The 20,877-nt window shown below is 55.0% G+C and carries 16 protein-coding genes and 2 pseudogenes; 10 read left to right on the top strand and 8 right to left on the bottom strand.

Translation table 11 applies throughout. From position 1 onward, the window contains the following. Positions 1-110 precede the first annotated feature (110 nt). On the top strand, positions 111-1,991 hold the full coding sequence (uvrC, locus tag HS103_17605; protein MBE7514616.1) for an excinuclease ABC subunit UvrC: 1,881 nt from the start codon (positions 111-113) through the stop codon (positions 1,989-1,991). A gap of 22 nt (positions 1,992-2,013) precedes the next feature. On the opposite strand, the gene HS103_17600 is transcribed toward uvrC, so the two are convergent. The 5 genes and pseudogenes from HS103_17600 to HS103_17580 form a co-directional block, all read right to left on the bottom strand. Further along, positions 2,014-2,526 carry a MogA/MoaB family molybdenum cofactor biosynthesis protein gene (locus HS103_17600; GenBank protein MBE7514615.1) on the bottom strand — a complete coding sequence of 171 codons (513 nt, stop codon included), beginning with the start codon at positions 2,524-2,526 and terminating at the stop codon, positions 2,014-2,016. Positions 2,527-2,551: 25 nt separating this feature from the next. Next, on the bottom strand, positions 2,552-3,541 hold the full coding sequence (locus HS103_17595; GenBank protein MBE7514614.1) for a glycosyltransferase: 990 nt from the start codon (positions 3,539-3,541) through the stop codon (positions 2,552-2,554). Then, complete coding sequence (locus HS103_17590) at positions 3,541-4,470, bottom strand: hypothetical protein (GenBank protein MBE7514613.1); 930 nt, start codon at positions 4,468-4,470, stop codon at positions 3,541-3,543. The genes HS103_17595 and HS103_17590 overlap by 1 nt, the downstream gene beginning before the upstream one ends. Next, positions 4,467-5,462 (bottom strand): GDP-mannose 4,6-dehydratase, encoded by a 996-nt coding sequence (locus HS103_17585; GenBank protein MBE7514612.1) that lies wholly within the window; start codon positions 5,460-5,462, stop codon positions 4,467-4,469. The genes HS103_17590 and HS103_17585 overlap by 4 nt, the downstream gene beginning before the upstream one ends. 597 nt (positions 5,463-6,059) lie before the next feature. After that, a pseudogene (locus HS103_17580) lies at positions 6,060-7,055 on the bottom strand (transposase). Between the two features lie 248 nt (positions 7,056-7,303). Between HS103_17580 and HS103_17575 the strand changes: the two are divergent. The 6 genes and pseudogenes from HS103_17575 to HS103_17550 all read left to right on the top strand — a co-directional run bounded on the left by HS103_17575 (position 7,304) and on the right by HS103_17550 (position 14,661). Then, positions 7,304-8,590 (top strand): NADH-quinone oxidoreductase subunit J, encoded by a 1,287-nt coding sequence (locus HS103_17575; GenBank protein ID MBE7514611.1) that lies wholly within the window; start codon positions 7,304-7,306, stop codon positions 8,588-8,590. Positions 8,591-8,719: 129 nt separating this feature from the next. After that, positions 8,720-9,034 (top strand): NADH-quinone oxidoreductase subunit NuoK, encoded by a 315-nt coding sequence (gene nuoK, locus HS103_17570; protein MBE7514610.1) that lies wholly within the window; start codon positions 8,720-8,722, stop codon positions 9,032-9,034. 120 nt (positions 9,035-9,154) lie between these two features. Continuing rightward, a pseudogene (locus tag HS103_17565) lies at positions 9,155-9,658 on the top strand (NADH-quinone oxidoreductase subunit L). Beyond that, the gene (locus HS103_17560) at positions 9,659-11,404 is read left to right on the top strand and encodes a hypothetical protein (GenBank protein MBE7514609.1); all 1,746 of its coding nucleotides are present in this window, start codon (positions 9,659-9,661) and stop codon (positions 11,402-11,404) included. Between the two features lie 24 nt (positions 11,405-11,428). After that, entirely contained in the window at positions 11,429-13,090 is a 1,662-nt protein-coding gene (locus tag HS103_17555) for an NADH-quinone oxidoreductase subunit M (protein MBE7514608.1), read from the top strand. Between the two features lie 20 nt (positions 13,091-13,110). After that, positions 13,111-14,661, top strand: coding sequence for an NADH-quinone oxidoreductase subunit N (locus tag HS103_17550; protein ID MBE7514607.1), 1,551 nt, complete (start codon positions 13,111-13,113; stop codon positions 14,659-14,661). A 69-nt stretch (positions 14,662-14,730) separates the two neighbouring features. Here HS103_17550 and HS103_17545 read toward each other — a convergent pair whose 3' ends face one another. Together HS103_17545 and HS103_17540 are read right to left on the bottom strand one after the other, a co-directional pair. After that, a complete protein-coding gene (locus HS103_17545; protein ID MBE7514606.1) occupies positions 14,731-16,359 on the bottom strand; it encodes a hypothetical protein in 1,629 nt (542 codons plus the stop codon). Continuing rightward, the gene (locus tag HS103_17540; GenBank protein MBE7514605.1) at positions 16,356-17,210 is read right to left on the bottom strand and encodes a purine-nucleoside phosphorylase; all 855 of its coding nucleotides are present in this window, start codon (positions 17,208-17,210) and stop codon (positions 16,356-16,358) included. Before HS103_17540 ends, HS103_17545 begins: the two co-directional genes overlap by 4 nt. Positions 17,211-18,055: 845 nt before the next feature. Between HS103_17540 and HS103_17535 the strand changes: the two genes are divergently transcribed. The 3 genes from HS103_17535 to HS103_17525 all read left to right on the top strand — a co-directional run bounded on the left by HS103_17535 (position 18,056) and on the right by HS103_17525 (position 19,829). Next, positions 18,056-18,652: an FkbM family methyltransferase gene (locus HS103_17535; GenBank protein ID MBE7514604.1), complete on the top strand. Its 597-nt coding sequence runs from the start codon at positions 18,056-18,058 to the stop codon at positions 18,650-18,652. Next, entirely contained in the window at positions 18,633-18,914 is a 282-nt protein-coding gene (locus HS103_17530) for an FkbM family methyltransferase (GenBank protein MBE7514603.1), read from the top strand. The genes HS103_17535 and HS103_17530 overlap by 20 nt, the downstream gene beginning before the upstream one ends. A gap of 141 nt (positions 18,915-19,055) precedes the next feature. After that, positions 19,056-19,829, top strand: coding sequence for an acylneuraminate cytidylyltransferase family protein (locus tag HS103_17525; GenBank protein ID MBE7514602.1), 774 nt, complete (start codon positions 19,056-19,058; stop codon positions 19,827-19,829). 87 nt (positions 19,830-19,916) lie between these two features. Here the strand turns inward: HS103_17525 and HS103_17520 are convergent, their stop codons facing one another. Then, positions 19,917-20,750, bottom strand: a complete 834-nt coding sequence (locus HS103_17520; GenBank protein ID MBE7514601.1) for a hypothetical protein — start codon at positions 20,748-20,750, stop codon at positions 19,917-19,919. Positions 20,751-20,877 lie beyond the last annotated feature (127 nt).

Below are 20,877 nucleotides of genomic sequence, written 5' to 3'. Positions count from 1 at the left end.
GTCTGCAACGCATTTCCACACAGACTGAATGCAGATGGTTAGTTTCTGTTGATCGCAACCCCGTGCTTTAGCGCGGGGGTAAGGTAACACACCCTAGCCAAGGGGGCATGATGGTTTTTACACCCTCCGACCACCTTCTGAGCCTGCTAAAAAACCTTCCCCATAAGCCGGGGTGTTACCTCATGCGTGATGCCTCCGGCGTCATTATTTATGTTGGCAAGGCGATTGACCTTCACAGCCGCGTTCGCAGCTACTTCGACAGCCATGTAACCGATCCGAAAACGCTCCGCCTGCGCGAATCGATTCGCCATATTGATTTCATTGTCTTGCCAAGCGAAATCGCCGCGCTGCATACCGAATATCACCTTATCCGTGAACATCAACCCAAATTCAACATTCGCTTTAAAGACGACAAACGCTACCCGTATATTGCCGTCCGATGGGCGAAAGATTTTCCGACGGTGGAACTCACCCGACGGATGGATCAAGATGGCAGCCGTTATTTTGGTCCGTATACCTCGGCATGGTCGGTGCGGGAGACGTTGGATGTCCTACGGCGGGCATTTCCTTACCTCACCTGTGATCGAGACATCAGCGGGAAGGATGATCGGGCATGCCTGTATTACGACATCAAACTGTGCAACGCGCCCTGTATTGGCAACGTGGATCGGGAGCGCTACCGCGCAAACATCCAACACCTGATGGACTTTCTGAGCGGTCACAGCGACGCGATCATCAAGGATATGCGCCGTGATATGGCGGAGGCAGCCGAGGCGCTTAATTTTGAGCGTGCCGCCGCCCTTCGTGACCGTCTGCGGGCGATGGAGCGCATTGTTGAACGGCAAAAGGTCGTCATGCCCAACGATGTCGATAACGATGTGATCGCCTTTGCCCAAGAGAAAACAGATACATGTGTGCAAGTCCTGTTCATTCGCGGCGGGAAACTGATTGGGAAAGAGTATTTTCTTCTGGACGGCGCGGACGAGACGACGGACGCCGAAATTTTGCGGAATTTCGTCCTTCAGTTTTACGAAAACGCGGCGACCATTCCAGAGGAAGTCCTTTTACCGGAACAGGTTGCCGAGTCAAAACTTCTCGAACAATGGCTGCGCGATAAACGCGGCGGGAAGAAAGTCACCATCACCGCACCGCGCAGAGGAAACAAGGCAGAATTGGTGGGCATTGCCGCCGAGAACGCGAAGGAAACGCTCGCCATGCTGCGGGCGCAGTGGGCGGCGGATACAAACAAGCAGACGGCAGCCATGAGCGAACTTCAAGCAGCGTTGGAACTCCCCACCCCGCCGAACCGCATCGAGTGTTTCGACATTAGCACCTTGCAAGGTACGGCGACGGTTGCCAGCCGCGTCGTCTTTGTTCAGGGCGTGCCCCGCAAAGTGGAATACCGAAAGTTCAACATTCGCACGGTGACGACAACAGGTGAACCGAATGATTTTCAATCCATGCGAGAGGCGCTCACCCGCCGCTTTCAACGCTATGCCGATGGCGTCTCAAAGCCCAACACTGCACCGGGGCAAAAAGACAATGACGAGACATGGCGCTTACTCCCTGATCTGCTGATCTTAGACGGTGGCAAGGGGCAGCTTGGCATTGGTATTGAGGTGCTAAAACAGTTTCACTTATTGGATAAGGTGCCGATTGTTGGGTTGGCAAAACAGCATGAGGAATTGTTCCTCCCCGGACGCGCCGAGTCGGTTATGCTGCCGCGCCGTTCAGAATCGTTGTTCCTCGTCCAGCGGATAAGGGATGAGGCGCACCGTTTTGCGATCACCGCCAACCGCGCTCAACGGGCGAAAAAAGGTCTTGTCAGCCGCCTCGAAAGCATTTCCGGTGTCGGTCCCTCCAAGCGTAAGGCGCTCTTGAATGCGTTTGGCAAAGACATTGACCGAATACGTGCGGCAACGCTGGATGAACTCATGACGGTGCCGGGCATCAGCCGGGCGCTGGCGGAGAAGATCAAAGAGTCTCTTTAAGCCACTATTGGAGAAGGCGCAGTTACCCTTTCCGGGCGACTTCCCAGGCAAGGTGGTTCAATTCTGGCAGAATCAACTTTTCCACCGCAACCTGAACGGCATTGGGCGATCCGGGCGTGCTAAAAACGACTTTTCCCCGATAGACACCCGCTGTCGCCCGACTCAACATCGCCGCTGCACCAACCTCTTGGTAGCTCAACAGGCGGAATAGTTCGCCAAAGCCCGGGAGTGTCTTTGTCAGGGCGCGGGCGATAATGTCATAGGTGGTGTCGCGGGGGGCAATGCCCGTCCCACCGTTGAAGATCACGATCTGAACGGCAGGAATGGCGGTCATCTCGTCCAAGACAGCCGCAACCTGATCCGGTTCGTCCTTCACAATGGCGTAGCCCGCAATGACATGCCCTAAGCCCTCGAATCGCTCGCGGAGGTAGGTTCCATTCACATCTGTTTCTGGCGTCCGCGTATCGCTAACGGTGACAAGGGCAAGCACAACCGCGCCCTTGCCTGCTTTTTCTCGGTGGTCTACTGCGCCCATAGGTAATTGCTCTCCCTGCTCCCTCTTATGGTTGGTGTTCGGTAGTTCCCCGCCCCTTGCTCAGTGCTTCGTGACGCGCTTCCTCGCCTTCAATAACGCGCTCCACAATAAAACGTGGGCGTTTGCGCGTCTCGTCAAGGTTGCGCCAGAGGTATTCCCCCAAAATCCCGATCATGATCATCTGCGCCCCGGAGACGATGAGCAAAACGACCATCAGGCTTGTCCAGCCCTCGACGGGAATACCTCGGATCATGCGGGTGATGATCACAAACACCGCATACAACAACCCTAACACACTCAGACTGATCCCAATCAGTGATGCCGCTCGCACAGGGACATAGGAGAACGCCACAAACGAATCGACAAAATACTTGAGTTTTTTTGCCAATGTCCACATCGACTGCCCATATTTTTTCTCGCGGGCGCGGCGGTTGTAGTAGATCACTAGAGGATCGAAGCCAAGCCAGAGAATCAAGCCCATCAGATAGGCATTATTTTCTTGGATTGCCTTGACATGATCAACCAACTGACGGTCAATGAGGAAAAAGTCAAACCCCCGTTGGGGCATGGTTTTGATCGCAAAGCGGCGGAATAACCCATAAAAAATATCCGCCATGATCGAGGTGAGTCCGGGATCATCGCGCCCCTCCCGTGCGGCGAGGATCACCTTTCGCCCTTCCCGCCAATGCCCGATCATCTCATGGATGAGTTCAGGGGGGTCTTGCAAGTCGGCGGCAATGGCGGCGACGGCATCCCCCCGCGCATGGCTTAAGCCAGCAAGGATTGCCGCGTTTGAGCCAAAATTCCGCGAGAGTTTCACAATCCGCGTGCGGCTATCCGCTGCGGCAAGATCGCTGAGGACAGCAAAGGAGTTGTCCTTAGAGCCATCGTCCACAAAGATAAATTCAAAGGTATCGTCAGGGTTGCGCTCGGCAATCTCGGCAAATCGTGTATAGAGATCGGGAAGGCTTGGTGCGTTGTGAAAGACCGGAACGACGATTGAAAGCAGTGTCATCAGAGAATCACCCGGAAGATATGCTCACCTTTTCCAAAATGATAACCCAACCCCTCCAAAACATGGATCACCGCCCCGTTTGTGATTTGTGTCGTTAGGTAGGCATGATCGACGCCGAGGGCGATGAGGTGGTGGGTGATTTCGGTGATGAGTTTTCGATACCATCCGCGAAACTCCGGTGCAACAGCAGTTAAGACGGCTGCCTGTGCCAAACGCACTCCCCATGCCTCCCACCGATCACGGTGGTAGCGCACTGTTGTAAACGCTTGGGGGTGGGGGACATCGGGAACAATGGTCACATCGGCAAACCCCCGTAAAAGCGATGCCTCTACCCACGTTTCCATGAGACGATCCACATCGGCGCGGCGGAGGAATGGATCGGCGTGAAAGCGATCAAAAGGGTTTACCGCCTCCCGTGCGGCGGCGGCTAAGGTCGGTATGTCCATCACCGTTGCCACCCGACAGGGATAACGAGGGTGATCAAAGCCCGCCAAGTCCCGATGGTAGGTGTGGCGCGTCTCAATCAGCGTGAAGCCTGCCGCACAGAGCGCCTGAATCCCGCTGAGATGGGTGGGTGGAATGGGGGTGAACAGATAGCGCACCCCCCGCCGCTGTGCCGTCTCACAGAGAGCGTTCAGAGCGGCGGCTGTGTCACCCCTTCCGGCAATCCAATTCAGACGCGCCACGCCATAGCCAAAGAACGACGAGTCCCAGGGGAGGCGCTCTGCAAAAAGGGCGATTCGCCCCTCTCCCCCACCAACAATCAGGCGTAGATCATCCTCAGGGGGAAGGTCGCCACAGAGCGAATCGATCCATAAGGCGCGATCTGCCTCAATGTTCAAGCGGCGTACAAAATCGTGCGGAGAGCCGCTCAGGACACTTGGTAGCCAGTCGATGATTTCAGGGCGACAGTCACGAAAGGAAATCACCAGTAATGTACCTTGTGTGCGCGGTAAAAGGCGATTGTTTTCGTCAGCCCGTCATGGAGGGAGGTACGTGGCTGCCAGCCGACAATGCGCTTGATTTTCGAGATATCCGAGTAAAAATCACCCGGTTCTTGCGCTTTTCGCTCTGGGGAAAAGGGGGCAAATGCCCACTTGCCCGTTCCGGCGGCGGCAAGGATCGCCTCGACCAGTTGGAGAAAATTTGTCGGCTCGTCCACCCCGACGTTGAAGATTTCCCCATAGGCTGCCTCACACGCGGCACACGCCAGCATCGCCTCTACACAATCGTCCACATAGAGAAAATCGCGTTTGATCTGCCCATCCCCAAAGACTTGAATCGTCTCATCATCAATGGCAAGGCGCACGAACCAATTTGCCACCCCATAGCGCGGGTGTCTCATTTGGGCGCGTTCCCCGTAAATATTCGTCAACCGCAGCGAGAGCGCCTTAATGCCATGAACCTCGTGGTAGACCTGTGTAATTTTCTCTGCCGTCAGGCGCGTGATCTCGTAAATTCCTTTGGGATAGGTGGGCGACTCCTCGCTGACGGGGAGGGTCACCGCCGCCCCGTACTGCCCCCGCGTTCCGCTGTAAATGACGCGAGCAGCAGGGTTGTAGCGCTTACACGCTTCCATGATCACCGCCGTCCCTTTCACGTTCATGTCAATATCGGGAAAGGGGTTGGAAAGGCTCAGGATGTGATCCACCTGCCCAGCGAGGTGAAACACATAGTCTTGCCCTTGAACAAGGTAATTCATAGCATTTTCGTCGCGGATGTCGCAAAAATTCACCGTCACCTGCGTGCGGATGGGCGCAATGTTGAACAGATTCCCTCCATACCCAGGGATCATCGCATCGGCAAGGGTAACTTCTGCCCCCAACTCAACGAGGCGAATGGCAAGATTACTCCCCAAAAAACCGATCCCGCCGGTGATGAGGACATGTCTCCCCGCAAACGTGGGCTGAAGGTCAGTCATACTAGGCACTCCGCTGAATGTTCCTACGCCAAAGGGCGACCAACTTGTACCAGTATAGGGGGAATTTGCTGACAGTGTTTATCTATAACGTCTGATGTGGAATGAAGTTGACGAAAAGGGGAATGGGTCGCAAGATTGAAGGTACGCCTACAGTCAATCGGAACCATTCCCATGACAAGGATAGACTTGGAAAGGCTTTTTACTACGATTTATATACTGGTGGACGATTGGTATCAACGGGAAGGACGGGTGTTATTGAAGGGCAAACCAAGCCCACCAAAATCATCCCCTGCTGGATGCGCTCCTCGCTAGCGCACGCGAACGTATGGAAGGTGCCTTTCACCAACTCCAGAACACCGGACGCAACCTTGAGCGCTTACTTGCCAATACTGTGCGTGGCTTGACCGCCCGCCTTACCCTCAAAGTCACTCATTTAGTTCTCAAGCATCTGCTCGCCCGTCACTTTGGTTTTGATCTACAAGCCTTTTCCCTTTCACATTAGACGTTCAGCATAACCGGCAGGCAAATTCCAATAACCCTTGAAAGGATGATGCGTTTGCCGTAAGAGCAGCAGTTTACCATCTTAGGACTTTCGCTTTAGTTGATGCCAAAGGCAGAAAGGCGTGGTGAGCGTAACTCTGCCCGCAAATAGTCGCGGAATAAATCTCGCTGTGCCGCGTAAAGGCTCTTGCCTAATTGGTGAGCCTTAACTTTCAGCGAGAGCTAGGCGTGATAACAACAAGCCAGATGGTTGCGTTGTGAACGCGCTTTGCGGCACTCGCACTTTTCACTCCCGGTCGATTGTTTGAGTTCCCGATGCAGTTGCTCAATCTGCCAACGCACGGCATTCGCGTCTTGAATGTCGGACTTGGAGAAAGTGCCTGGGGGCTGGTTTGTAATCACCCATTCAATGTCACCGTTTGGGGCAACTAGCTTGAATAACTGCACATAAAAGGGAACTTCCTTCAGCTTAACCGACAGACCATGCTCTACGGCGTCGCTTGTCCATTCAATCGCCTCCAAATGAATAGAGCCGCTCGCTTTACTCAAACTCACCATACGATTGGCTTTGAGCGTGGTCACAAAGTAACGACCAGCGCGATGAATCAACTTCAAATTATCACGGGGCATACCAGCTATCAAACAGTAGGGTCTTGGCGTGGATACCCTTGTCCATCAGGGCATTTAAGACCATTTCACGGAAGTGATCCTTTTGGTCTTGCCATCCGCTTCAGGAGCATAGATGCGGTAATCAATCGGGTAAAAGTCAGTACCATCGCTATGCACGGGATTCACGACGCCGATACCACGCACCAGACCATGTTCTGCGCCACTATATTGCTTTTCACTCACTCTATCTTGCGCCAATACTGCTTATTCTGCACGCTATCATCGACGATCAACTAAGCCCTTTCACTGTCCTTCAACAAAGCCCCGACCAAATCCCCACAAATGTCGGGCAGTCAGCTTGTCTCTTTGCCAATAATCACTGACAGCATCATGGCTCATCGCTTCCAGATGTTCAGCCAGATTACTGCATGTATAGTTGCCAGGTGTACTTATCAGGTACTCAATGTATTGGCGTTTGCTTATCGTGCTTCTACAATATCAGCAATTTGCCTTGCAAGCGAAAGTCCTAAGGACACAAAGGAAATGCATCGAATCACCCCCCCTAGAAAAAGCACGGGCAGAAAATCACCCTGTTTTTTCGCCACACAAGGCACGATAATCACCCTGCCATTGGAGCGATGGGGAATATTTGCCCTTCCTTCTCACTTTGCGCTAAACTGAACAAACGATAACGATCCTCACAACGAAATTTTAGGACGGCTTCGCCCGATATGACGGTAGAACTCGTACTCTTTATCCTCGTCGCAGCAGTGGCGATCTTCTCAGCGGCGCTCATGCTGGTGAGCCGAAATGCGGTTCACGCAGCGCTGTTCTTGGTCACGAACCTGTTGTGCGTGGCGTTTTTCTACCTTATGTTGAACGCGCCTTTCTTGGCGATGGTGCAAATCACTGTCTATGCCGGCGCGATCATGGTTTTGTTCATGTTTGTAATCATGTTGCTTGGCTCGGAACGTCTTGGGGGGGGAACACCCCGCTACACATGGGTTTCAACCGGAGCGGTGGGCTTAGGGACGGTCTTTCTGATCATCGCCTTTGTCGCCATTGCCCAGAGCAACATTGGTCTTTTAAAACCCGTTTCTCGCGCTCCTGATATTCGCTTTGTGCATGGCATAGCCGATGCCCCAAAGGTTGATGTGTATCTGAACGCTGAACGGGCTGCCGAAGGGCTTACCTTCAAACACGCCTCCCCCTTTAACGAGGTTAAGGCGGGGACATATAACCTGTTGGTGTTCCCTGCTTGTGCCGAAGGTGTGGCAGAATGCGCAAACCCGATAACGACGGGGGCAGTTCCGCTCCTTGCTGTTCCGCTAGCGCTGGCAGACGGTGAGGAAACGACCTTTGTCGTGGGCGGCACACTTGGCTCGCCGCGAGTGATCGCTGTTCCCACTAACCGCGATACCCTTGAGGATGAGGGGACGTGGCGAATGACCTTCGTTCATGCCCTTCCCGAACGTGGATCGCTCTCCCTGTTGCAGATCAACCGTGCCGACCCTGCCAACCCAACGGTGATCGTCCCTGCCCTCAATTATGGGGAGTCTGCTCCAACGGTGGTTCTTACTGAGGGGACATACTACTTTGAGATCAAACAGGGCGCAGCGGAAATCCGCACCATTGAATCCTTCCGAGGAACGCGCAAAACGCACGAGATGTTCATCGCCCTCAACGAAATTGTGCCAGGCATATCGGGAGCGCCGCTCACGAAGGCAACGGTCTTTCATGTTGAGGGATCGGTGAAAACCCGTGAGGCATTCGGCAGCCCTCAATCCATCGGGCGCGACCTTCTGACAACCTACCTGTTGGCATTTGAATTGATCGCCGTCTTGCTCCTCGCCACGATGGTAGGATCGATCCTGCTCACCCGTGAGGAGGTGGTACGGCGCGTTCGGCAGCGCCTGGTAGTTAGCCCGGTAGTCAAGCGCATGAATCGGAGTCTTTCGGCAAGCGCAGAGGCGGCAAAACAGACCGCCCCAGAGCCGCTAGAGACGGCAACAGATTAACCCTCCTCTCACCAAGAGGCGAGAGGTTAGGGAGGTTTGGATCGTTTTCATCTTCATCTGGATGCAGATGACTGATGTGAGAAAAAATCCGCTGGTTCGCACCGGAACTAAGGAATAGAGACTAAGGGTATGCAACCGCCAACGCTGCCAACAGAATATTTCGTTATCCTGAGCGCCGTCCTCTTTATTTTGGGGATTGTGGGCGTCCTTGTCCGGCGCAATGCGATTTTGATCTTCATGTCGATTGAGTTGATGCTGAACGCGGCAAACTTAGCGCTGGTCGCCTTTGCCCGTCAGTGGGGCAATATGGGCGGTCAGATGACCGTCTTTTTTGTGATCAGTATTGCCGCTGCCGAGGTCGCCGTTGGTTTGGCGCTGATTGTGGCGATCTTCAAGACGAAGAAAACGATTGATATTGACGAACTGAACACGATGAAGGGCTAATTGAGCCACAACCGTTAAGGGGGCTTCCGCTCAAACATGGAAAATTTCGCAGCACTCGTTCCCCTGATCATCTTGATCCCCTTCGCCGGAGCGGTGATCAATTTGTTTTTGGGAAGATACATGAGTGAACGCATGGTTGGCACGCTTGCCAGCGGCGCGGCGGGAATCGCCTTCATCATCGCCGCGACGATGACCGTTGCCATGCCTAATTTTGGCTACGAGGGAGTCGTTGTCACCCCGCCGATCCTCGATAGCTGGCTGTATATCCCCTCCGCCGCGCTGAACATCCCATGGCAGCTTCGGGTGGATACGCTGAGTCTGACGATGATGCTGGTCATCACGGGAATCGGCACACTTATCCATATCTATGCCATTGGGTACATGCATGGCGATTCACGTTTCCCCCGCTTTTTCGTCTACCTGAATATGTTCCTCGGCTTCATGCTCATTCTTGTTACGGGGAACAATTTTCTGGTCACCTTTGTGGGTTGGGAAGGGGTGGGCTTGTGTTCCTTCCTCCTCATCGGCTTTTGGTTCGACAAAAAGAAGGGCGAGGGCTGGCGAAACAGCAACGCAGCGCGGAAGGCGTTCATCGTCAACCGCGTGGGCGATTTCGGCTTCCTCATGGCGATCTTCCTCACCTTTTGGACATTCGGTACGCTCGATTACTACAAGCCCGGGGAAGTCCTTCATGTGGCGGGGGGGCATGGCGCAGAGGTTGCCCCTGCCGAAGGAACAAGCGGGGATAGTCACAGCGAAGCAGCACCCGCTGAAGGTGGGCATGGTGAGACGGACTCACACAATGAGAGTGTCACCGCTAAAGGTATCTTTGGGCAGACCGAAGACCTTTTGGCAAAGGGCGGGCATATTGTCCACTTTGGACCGTTCACCCTCCCACTGGAAAGCGTTCTGACGATCATCACCCTCTTTATGGTCTTAGGGGTCACAGGCAAAAGCGCCCAAATTCCTCTCTTTGTTTGGCTGCCCGATGCTATGGCGGGTCCAACGCCTGTCTCGGCGCTCATCCATGCGGCGACGATGGTCACGGCGGGCATTTACCTTGTGACACGCTCCAGCGTGTTCTTCCATGCCGCGCCAATCTCCTCCGCTGTCGTCACCCTTATTGGGTCGGCAACGGCGCTTATGGCAGGGTTTGTCGCTTTAGGGCAGTGGGATATTAAGAAAGTCCTCGCCTACTCCACTGTGAGTCAGTTGGGGTTCATGGTCGCTGCGGTTGGGTTGGGTGGTTATGCGGCAGGGATGTTCCATCTGGTGACACACGCCTTCTTTAAGGCGCTCTTGTTCTTGGGGTCGGGGTCGGTCATTCACGCGATGGAACACGGACACCACCACGCCCACGCCGATGATCACGGGCATGGGTCAGATGGGGAGCATCACGAGGACGAAGCCTTCGATCCTCAAGACATGCGAAACATGGGCGGGCTGCGCAAGCGGATGCCGATCACCTTTTGGACATACCTGATCGGGACGCTGGCATTGGCAGGTATTTTCCCGCTCTCTGGCTTTTGGTCGAAGGATGAGATTCTAGGGAAGGCGTTCAACAGCGGCTTCAACGATGGCAAGGTTGAAGGCTTCATCGCCCTTGGGCTGCTCCTTGCGGCGGCGTTTATGACGGCGTTTTATATGTGGCGGCAAATCCGCCTTGTCTTCCTCGGTAAACCGCGTACCGCCGCCGCTGAACACGCCCCAGAGAGCGTCGCCCTGATGACCTTCCCACTCATCGTCCTCGCTGTGCTGTCCATCTTTGGTGGGCTGTTGAACATTCCCCTAGGCTTTAGCCTTCCGCTTGTGCCACCAGAGATTCTTACCTTGTGGTTGGAACACAGCGTTCCTTATACAAAGGGGTTGGAATTCAACCTAATTTTAGCGGTGACAGCAACAGTGGTAGCCGTCGCTGCTATCCTACTGGCAGATCGCTTCTATGGGGCGAACCCGCTTACCGAGAAGGGCAAAGACAAGCTAGAACGCGGGGCAACACGCCCCTACTTCCGTTTGGCAAACGCCAAGCTCTACTGGGACGAAACCTATTTCCGGCTGATCGAGAACCCCTACAACCGGCTCTCGGCATGGCTGGCAAACAAACTGGACTGGGAATTCTGGCATGATCGCGTTCACAATACACTGATCCGTGATACCTACAAGCGGGCGAGTACGTTCTTGGCAAATCCGGTGGATCGTGGCGCAATTGATCGGGGATTCCTGCGCATTGGCGAATGGGCGGGGTTGTTAGGGGGGCGGCTGCGCGGGTTTTCAACGGGCTATGTGCGCACCTATATCTTCACCTTTTTGGTCGGCGCTCTTGTCGTGATCGTCTTGATCCTCCTGCCCTTGTTGCGGGCGGGACGGTAACTTTCCGGGGGAAATACGGGAAACATGAAATCTGAATTATTGGTCTCACTGACGCTCTTTCTCCCGGTGATCGGGTTGTTCCCGATCCTGTTTCTAACACGGGGGCGAGAGGAACGGATCAAATGGTACGCGCTCGGCTTTTCGCTGGTGACACTGGCGGCGACGCTTGTTTTGTGGGCGTCGTTTGATACGACGAAAGCCGGTTTGCAGCACGAACATCTTTGGGAATGGTTCAAACTTGGCAATTACACGATCAGCTATTATGTTGGCGTGGATGGGCTGAGCATTCTCTTGGTTGTCCTGACGGGTTTCATCATGCCGCTGGCGATCTTGTTCTCGATGTCTTACATCAAGAAACAGGAACGCCTTTTCTACAGTTTCCTGATGCTCCTTGAATTCGCCATGATCGGCGTTTTCGTCGCACAGGACTTGTTCCTGTTCTATATCTTCTGGGAAGTCAGCCTTGTGCCGATGTATTTCATCGTCGGCATTTGGGGATCGGAACAGCGTATTTACGCCGCCGTGAAGTTCTTTCTCTACACGATGGCAGGGTCGATCTTGATGCTTGTGGCGATCCTTTGGATGGGCAACCATTTTGGGACGTTCAACGTCCAGATGATCACGGCGACCGTCCAAGCAGCAGCGGCGACGAATGCCAGTGCCTTCCCGGTGGGTCCGACGGAACTCTTGTTGTTCTTGGGTTTCTTCATCGCCTTTGCTATCAAAGTGCCGATTTTCCCCCTTCATTCGTGGCTGCCGGATGCGCACGTTCAAGCCCCTACCGCTGGTTCGGTGATTCTGGCTGGCGTCCTCTTGAAACTGGGGACGTATGGTCTGGTGCGTTTCTGCTTGGGGTTCTTCCCCAAAATGAGCGTTGACCTCGCCCCGCTGATTGCCATCCTTGCGGTGATTGGAATCATCTATGGCGCGTGGGTCAGCTATGCCCAAACGGACGTAAAAAAGCTCGTCGCCTATTCCTCAATCAGCCACTTGGGGTTCGTCGTTTTGGGGATTTTCGCCCTCAACGCGGCGGGTATTCAAGGGGCAACACTCCAGATGATCAATCACGGGATCAGTACGGGCGGGCTGTTCTTGCTCGTCGGAATGCTCTATGAGCGTCGCCACACAAAAGACATCAACGCCTTTGGCGGCATTTGGAAAGTCCTCCCTGTGTTCAGCGGCTTAAGCCTTGTGATCTTGCTTTCCAGCATGGGGCTGCCAGGGCTGAACGGCTTTGTTGGGGAGTTCACTATTCTTTTGGGAGCGTTCGGCTCGCCTGTCCTCGGCTTTTGGTTCACGCTTCTCGCCACGCTCGGCGTCATTATGGCGGCTGTTTACTTGCTCTATATGTGGAACAAGGTGTTCATGGGCGAGTACCGCGCCCCGGCTGAGGCGCACGCGGATGAGGCGCACAGCGACCATGGTGAACATACCGCAGCCGAACACGCACACAATGCTCACGGGCATGGGGATCATGGCGCAGAGGACTTGGCGGGCACGGCAAAGGCATACCCGCCGCTGCTGTGGAATGAGATTGCCGCATTGGTGATCGTCGTCATTGCGGCATTCGTCATTGGGCTTGCCCCGCGTCCCTTTTTCACGGCGATGGATGCCTCAGCCGGGGCGCTCTCCGCCGAACTTCAACGGTACGTCCCCGGCGGTGAACCCGTCGCGGCGCAAGAATAGACGGAACGGGTACGTACATCATGGTCGATACAAGTAGTTTGAATGCGGGGGCGGCACTGCCCGCCCTCTTGTTAGCGCTAGGTGCGTCGATCTTGATCGTCGTGGAAGCGCTGCTGCCCAAGGAACGCAAAGGGCGGGTGTTTTGGTCTGCGGTGGCGGGGATTGTCGTCTCCCTTGCCGTAACCATCCTCACCTTTAACCAAACGTCAACAACGGCATTTTTCGGGGCATTTCGGGCGGATGGCTTCACTGCGGTGGTCAATATCGCCGCCTTGCTCACGGCGCTGCTTAGTGTCTTTGCCGCTCGTGACTACCTGCAACGAGCGGGGATTGAGCGCGGGGAGTATTATCCTCTGCTCCTGATGACGGCGGCGGGAGCGATGATCATGGGGTCGGCGGGCGATCTGGTGATCGTCCTGATCGGGCTGGAACTGCTCTCGATCCCCCTGTATATCTTGGTTGGCTTTCGTCGCCCCGACCTCCGCTCTGAAGAAGGGGCGATGAAGTACTTCCTGCTAGGGGCGTTTTCCAGCGGTTTCTTCGTCTATGGGACAGCGCTTGTCTACGGCGCAGCGGGCAGCACAACGCTCAGCACGATCTTTGAGCGCGTCCAAATTGGCACGCTCACCTCGCCCGCCTTGCTTCTGCTTGGTACGGGCTTGATTTTCGTCAGTTTGGGGTTCAAGATCGCCGCTGTGCCGTTTCATCTCTGGACGCCCGATGTGTATCAGGGGGCACCGACCCCCGTCACCGCCTACATGAGTGTGGCGGCAAAAATCGGCGGCTTTGCTGCGCTCTTGCGGTTCTTCATCATTGCCCTTCCCTCCTTCGTGGTGGGGACAACCGCCGTTGAGCCTGGGCAGATGGTGATCGTTCCAGCGGCGTGGCAAGACCTGATCGTTGTGATCGCCGCCGTGACGATGATCGTGGGAAATGTTGTCGCGCTTGTCCAGAAAGACCTCAAGCGGATGCTGGCATATTCCAGCATCGCCCACGCCGGATATATCCTTATGGCGGTGGCGGCAGCCGGATCGTTTCAGGTGGTTGCTAACGAATTCGGGGATACGACGGTGCGTTTCACACTGGCACAAGATGCGCTGCGTGGAGCGCTTGTTTACCTTGTTGCCTATGCCTTCACCAATGTGGGGGCGTTTGCCGTCGCCATGACCGTTGAACGCGCCGACGGAAGCGGCACAGAGATCAGCAACCTGGCGGGCTTGGGGGCGCAGCATCCGATCCTCGGCGGGGCAATGACAATCTTTATGCTCAGCCTGACGGGGATTCCGCTGACGGCTGGCTTTGTGGGGAAGTGGTTTATCTTCGCCGCCTCGATCAACGCTGGGCTGACTCTCCTCGCCGTGATCGGCGTGATCACCAGTGTCGTCAGCGCGGCATACTATCTACGAGTCATCGTCACCGTCTGGTTTGAGAGCGGGGAGGGAACAGCCTTCACTCCGCGCACGCTCGTAGCGACGATTAGCGTCTGTGCCATTGCTGTGTTGGGGGCGGGCATCGTTTTGCCGCTCTTGGCAGGCTTGGTAGAAGGTGTCACCATCGTGGCGCTAAAGTAAGCCTTTCTCACAAAGGAAAGGTACAATCAGAATCTCCGGCGGGCGACCACACAGGGTCGCCCGCCATATTTATGGCGCAATTTGGACTTCGGCAACCTTCACTGGCGGCAAATTTCCCCCGCGAACCGTCAGGTTTAGCCACAGCGCCGCCGCCCCTGTTGGCGTGTCCTTTGGCAAAACCATGACATGCCATGTGCTGAAACGCCCCTTTCCCCAATTTGCCGCTGGAATAGTCGTCACAACGCCCGGCGCGTAGCCACTGAAGGCTGCGTCTAAGAGGTCGAGCTTAAGGGCGAATTCCCCTTGAAACGTTGCTGGATAAGCTGTTTCCCAATCAAGCCGAACGCGAACATACTCGCCCGGATGGAGGGGATCGCCAAGCCCCACACCAACCAAGCGCAGATCAGAGCGCCCAACAGATTCAGAAAAATTGATCTCAACGGGGTGATCAACGATGGCCGACCAATTCACCACGCGAAAATAAACAGTCAGTGTTTCTGATGTTCCTAAAGCAAACTCATTCACTGGAGCATAGAGTCCCGCCAAACCCTCTGGCGCTACACCAACCGAGGCAATAGCATCCGGCGCATATTGGCTGAGAAAGGCAAGAGCAATAGATGAGCGGTTAAGCGCCCCAATTTGCCCGCTCAGATCGAGGATGCGCGTTCCAGCGTCGTAGGCGGTTTGCCCCAGTTGATCCGTCGCTAGAAGTGTCTCACGGCTCAGTTGCGTGGAAAGCCATGCCCCCATACCATTCTGCGGGCTGGCGAACAACGGTGTAAAGATGAGGAAAAACACCACTTCACCAACGACAATAAAACTCGCCATACCCCAACGAAGCGCCGCAGCCATAGGCACATTAAAGAGCAGTATCACAAGTGCCAAAACAAGCATCATGGTGGGAAACTGCCGGCTCAATGCCCCGCTAACGACAGCGATCACCCCCCAAAGGGCAAGTGTTGTCTCAACAGGCGGTATGGCTGGGCGTTTTAGGCGATAGACAATGACCACCCCCAACCCAACAAAGAAGGTGAACAAGGGAAGTCCGAAGGCAGCGGCGTAGACAATTCGCGCTGGCTGGTAAACCAACATAAGAGTGCCAAAGCCGACTCCAACAAGCCCACTGGTAGGGAGGGCAAGCCGCCAAAGTGACCGCCATGATTCGGCAATAGCAACGACGATCAACAAGAGAGCGAGGGGAATGGCATAAGGATCGGTGAGCAGCGCCAAGCCAAGCAGCACGCCAGCAAACGCCCACTGCTTGCGTGCTGCCAACCAAACAGCCCCCACACCGAGGGCGATCATCGGCTGGAGCGTCACGGCGGGATAGAGCAGCCCAACAGTGATATACACCACACCCACCGACCACCGATTTCCGCTCAAACGCGCTAACAAAAAACCGGCGAGGGCAAGGCTCAGCCCTACAACCAATAGTCCGCCAGCGGGAGGGGCAAGCCCAACGTTCGCCAACCCTGCGATTATCCCCGGAACGAGAGGGAACGTTGTCACATCGGCTTCGCCCGCCAAGCGATAGACCAGCCCATAGCCATCCCGAAGATTCGCCGCAAAGCGGTAAGGGATATAATTGTCCGCGTCTTGGGGAAACGTGCTACGCAAGGCAGTCCCCACCCCGCTGGTAATGATGAACACAATCAGCCACAGGAGGGGACGACGCAGAACGGCGTTCACTGTGATCATTCAGGGAGTGCCAGCAGCACACCACGCAAAAGCGTCAACAGGTTGGGGACAATCTTACGCGCTCCCACATCAAGGACTTCTTCGTGATTCACCACATTTGGATTTTCGGGATCATCAACAGTCTTGTTCGTGATTCCTGAAAAGCCTAAGATCCGCATTCCGGCATGGCGGGCAGCCGTCACCTCGTTCACCGTAGACATGCCCACCGCGTCCGCGCCCATCAAGCGTAACATGCGTATCTCGGCAGGCGTCTCAAACATCGGGCCCGATAAGCCGATGTAGATACCTTCGCGCAGGGTGATCCCGTTTTCAATTGCCACCTTGCGGGCAAGCTGCCGCAAGTGCTTATCGTAAGCAACGGTCAGTTCGGGAAAGCGCGTCCCAAATTCGTCAATATTCCGCCCAATGAGGGGGTTATTGCCCACCAGCCCTAACAAATTAATGTGATCGCTGATCAGCATGAGATCGCCCGGAGCATAGCTTGGATTCAGCCCGCCAGCAGCGTTCGTGATCACCACCGTTTCCACACCGAGCAGACTCATCATCCGCATGGGAAACGCCACATGCGCCATCGACCATCCTTCATAAAAGTGGATGCGCCCCTGTTGGGCAAGGATTGTCTTGCCAGCCAGCGTGCCGATCACCACGCGGTTTTTATGCCCAATCACTTCTGAATAGGCATAACCGGGAATATCGCTGAAAGGGATGCTGATCGCATTTTCCAGCGAATCGGCAAAGCTACCTAACCCCGAACCGAGGATCACCGCGATGGTCGGTGTGAGGTGCGTTTGCGTCCGAATGTAATCCGCAGCGGCGCGGTAATCATCAAGGGTGTAATCGTCAAATGACATAGATAAACCTTTAATATGGGGTGTGTCGAACGTCCACCGAAGAATTATAGCCCACACAGGGTTATTGGTGGGGGGTGAGACAAGACCGAAAGATATAGACTTTATGTGGTGCCCTCACCCCCTAGTTCCCTCTTCCTTAGGGAGAAGGGGGCGACACGAACTCATAGACGATGCGAACAGCCCTCTCATCCCCCTTTCCCCCTTCTCTCCCACACTGTGGGAGAGAAGGGGCTTTGTTTTGGGGGATGTCCCCCCACCCCCCAGATTGGATCGTGGAGGGAGGTTACCGCGCCAAGTCGCCCTTCGCCGATGTGTGAGAAGTAGGGACACACCGAAGGCGGGTCGTAAGGGAACGAGGGAAAAAGCCGCTGTCGCCCCTTCAGCCCCACAAGCGGGACAAGGGGTGGGGTTTTGAACCGACTTGTAGAATTGGCTTCGGGGTTGGTGAAAAGGCGGCTCATCTGATGTTGGGTTATGATTCCCCAAAATGGGATGGCTTATGACACAAAAATTGACACTCCTGCTTGCGAAAGATGAACCCGATCTTGCTGCCGTGATCATGCGCGAACTGAACACCAATGGGTAATAGAACTTACGCAGTTGAACTGGTTTACCCCATATTCATCGGAAGGGGATGTCTGAGAGGGCTTCCCCCTCAAAAAAATGGATACCCCCTTCTCCCAGTGGGAGAAGGGGGTACGCGCCGAAGGGGGATCGCAGGGGATTGAGGGCAACCGTGTAATGTCTATCTAAATTTATGAAAAGGGTTTTGTAAGGGGTAACACCCTCGCAAGACGCTATTTGCCCATTTCCTTCCCGATTCAAGCGTTAACAAGAAAGCGAACATGACGATCCCACCAAAGCAAGTTTTGAACACGAGAAAACGGAATCGGGTTGAGTTTGCGCTCTGGAAACTTTTCTATGGATACTATTTACGTGCCTTATCGCCACTCTTTATCCGCCTTTTTGGTCGCAAGCCACGCCCTTATACTGTTTCCTACAATCTACTCATCGGACCCTATGTCTTGGTGATGCGCCTGATGGATGGTATCGGAATGCCTTCTCGCCTTATTTACGGGACGGAAGTTCCGCAGCGGCTGATCTTCTTGCCCTATATCTCTGCTGGGGCGCTGTGTGTTGATGTGAGGGCGCATGTTGGCGATTATATGGTGGAAATAGCGCTGAAAACAGGGGAAAGGGGGAAGGTCGTCGCTTACGAGGCTATCCCTTCTTATGTGGCGTTGGTGGAGCAAACCATCCGCGCCAACGGACTTACACATGCTACGGTGCGCCATGCCGTTGTGGGGGAAGTGGCTGGTGAGGTGTTCTTACCTGCGAGCGATACGAATTACTCCGCTGCGGTAAAGAACACCGCACAGGCTGAAACCGACACGATCACCGTTCCCCGCATTGCTCTAGACGATCATTTTTTCCTCCATTGACGCGCTCAAGGTCGATTGCGAGGGCTTTGAAGCGCAGGTTTTACGGGGGTCAAAAACAGCTATTACGAACAGCCTTCGGTTCGTCATGCTTTTGGAGGTTCACGCCACCCTGTTAGAAGATGTCGGAAGTTCCTTTGCCGAACTCGCCCACCTTGTGTTAGGTGATCTCGGTTTGCACGCATGGAAGACCGGCTTTCGGTTTGCCCTGTGCCTCAAAAGCACAGACGAGAATAGCCCACCCCCAAGGAGGGACTGCTGCTAGAAACTGCCGAAGCCTTTGTTGCCGCTTTTAGCCAAACCTGATTCAGGCATGGTTTTTCTCTACGGTTTGCCGGATAATCCCTGACATGCTTTGATTTGGCGTTTGGCAAAACAAGAAAGACAGAGAACACTTCTCGTACTCATGACGACCACCTCCCCCTCTATTATTGCTCTGATTCCGGCACGGGGCGGCTCCAAAGGGATTCCGCGCAAAAACATCATGATCCTTGCCGGCAAGCCAGTGATCGCCTATTCGATCCAACACGCCATAGAGTCCCGCCATATCTCGCGGGCGCTTGTCAGCACCGATGACGCCGAAATTGCTGAGGTTGCCAAAGCGTGGGGGGGCGATGTTCCTTTTCTACGTCCGGCGGAATATGCCCAAGACCTCTCGCCCGATAGCGATGTGTTTCGCCATGCGCTGCTCTGGTTGCAAGCCCATGAAGGGCGTTTGCCCGATGCCGTCGTCCACCTTCGTCCGACGGGTCCCGTCCGGCGGGTGGCGCTTATTGATGCGGCAATTGATCTGCTCCTTGCCCATCCAGAAGCAGACGCCGTGCGCTCTGTTGCCCTTGCCCTCCAAACCCCTTACAAGATGTGGCAGATTGGCGAGGACGGTTTTATGAAACCCATCTTACGCATCGAGGGCATTCCTGATTCGCAATCGATTCCGCGCCAGCGCCTGCCGAAAGTCTATTGGCAAAATGGCTATGTCGATGTGATTCGTCCCCGCGCCATTTTAGAGAAACAGTCTATGTGGGGCGATCATGTCCTTCCCTTTGTGGTGGAGGAAACCCTCTTTGAGTTGGATTACCCCGAAAACATTCCGGCGGTAGAGGCGGCACTTCAACGGCAGCAAGCCGGTCTCCCGCCAAACGACGAGGCACTCCCCGGTGGAGAGCGGCATCCTGTTTAAGTTGCCCGATATTGGGTGTGGGTGTTGGTAGAACGGGGGCGATCACAGAGGGTCGCCCCGACAAAATGCGGTGAAAGGGCGGCTCGATTACTGCCCACTGGTGGCGGTGGGCTGAAGCTGAACGGCGGGAACGGTTGGTTGGGCAGCCCCACCCCGTATGACAGGGAGGATCACATCCTGTTGGGTACGGGTATCGCCCGTTCGGTAATCGACCACCCGCAAGCGAATAGTAATGGCGGCACTCTCCGCCGAGGGCAGCGCGGGGGCAACCAACCCCTGCCCACTGGAACTAATCCAGCGGCTAAGGCGCGGCAGTTCGATGCTGCGCGTTGAGCCATCAGGCAAGACTTGCTCAAAAATGAGGTTGGAAAGCGGCGAACGGTTCGCCACCCGCCACGTCACGACAACGCGTTCTTGCCCTAAGGAAAGCAAATTGTAATTCACCGTGTCGCGCTCGGTGCGGAATTCCTCAATAACTGTCCCTAAACTCTCTTGACTGGGATCGTAAGGAATAACGACGATCTGTTGACTAACGACGACCCGTGCCTGATTTTCTATGGTCAGGCGGAAGGCGGGCGGCGCGAAATCAAGCGTTGCCGGAACGACGACCTTTGCCACCCCTGCGCCGGGAAGGGCATCGGGCGTGAGCAGCTCCCATCCGCTGATGCGGAAAAAGTAAAGCTGAACGCGATAACTGCTGGTGATCCCAACGGTCTGCCACGAAAGCGCAGCAGATGCCGTCCCCGCCTCAATATCGGTGAGTTTTACCAGCGGCAAATCTGCTGTGAAGTAGACAATTGCTGGCGGAAGGCTGTTGCCGCTTTGCGCCCTCACCGTCAGCCCTCCCCCCATGCCTAGTGTGCCGATGATAAGGATCATTAGCCCAAGGCGAAAGGTACGAAAAAAGAGTCTTTTAGCCATAGCCGCGCCCCTTTCCAGAGGTTGCTGCACGCGAAACGCTCATCCTGTTGTACCCCAAACGTAATCACTGTTCACATGACGGAAGGGCAACGGGAGATCGATTCCCACCCCACGCTTGCCATACTGA

It is taken from the genome of Anaerolineales bacterium, assembly GCA_015075625.1.
Lineage (GTDB): Bacteria > Chloroflexota > Anaerolineae > Aggregatilineales > UBA2796 > UBA2796.
The sequence above is the reverse complement of the archived record's forward strand: the minus strand, read 5'-3'. Positions and strand labels throughout refer to the sequence as shown.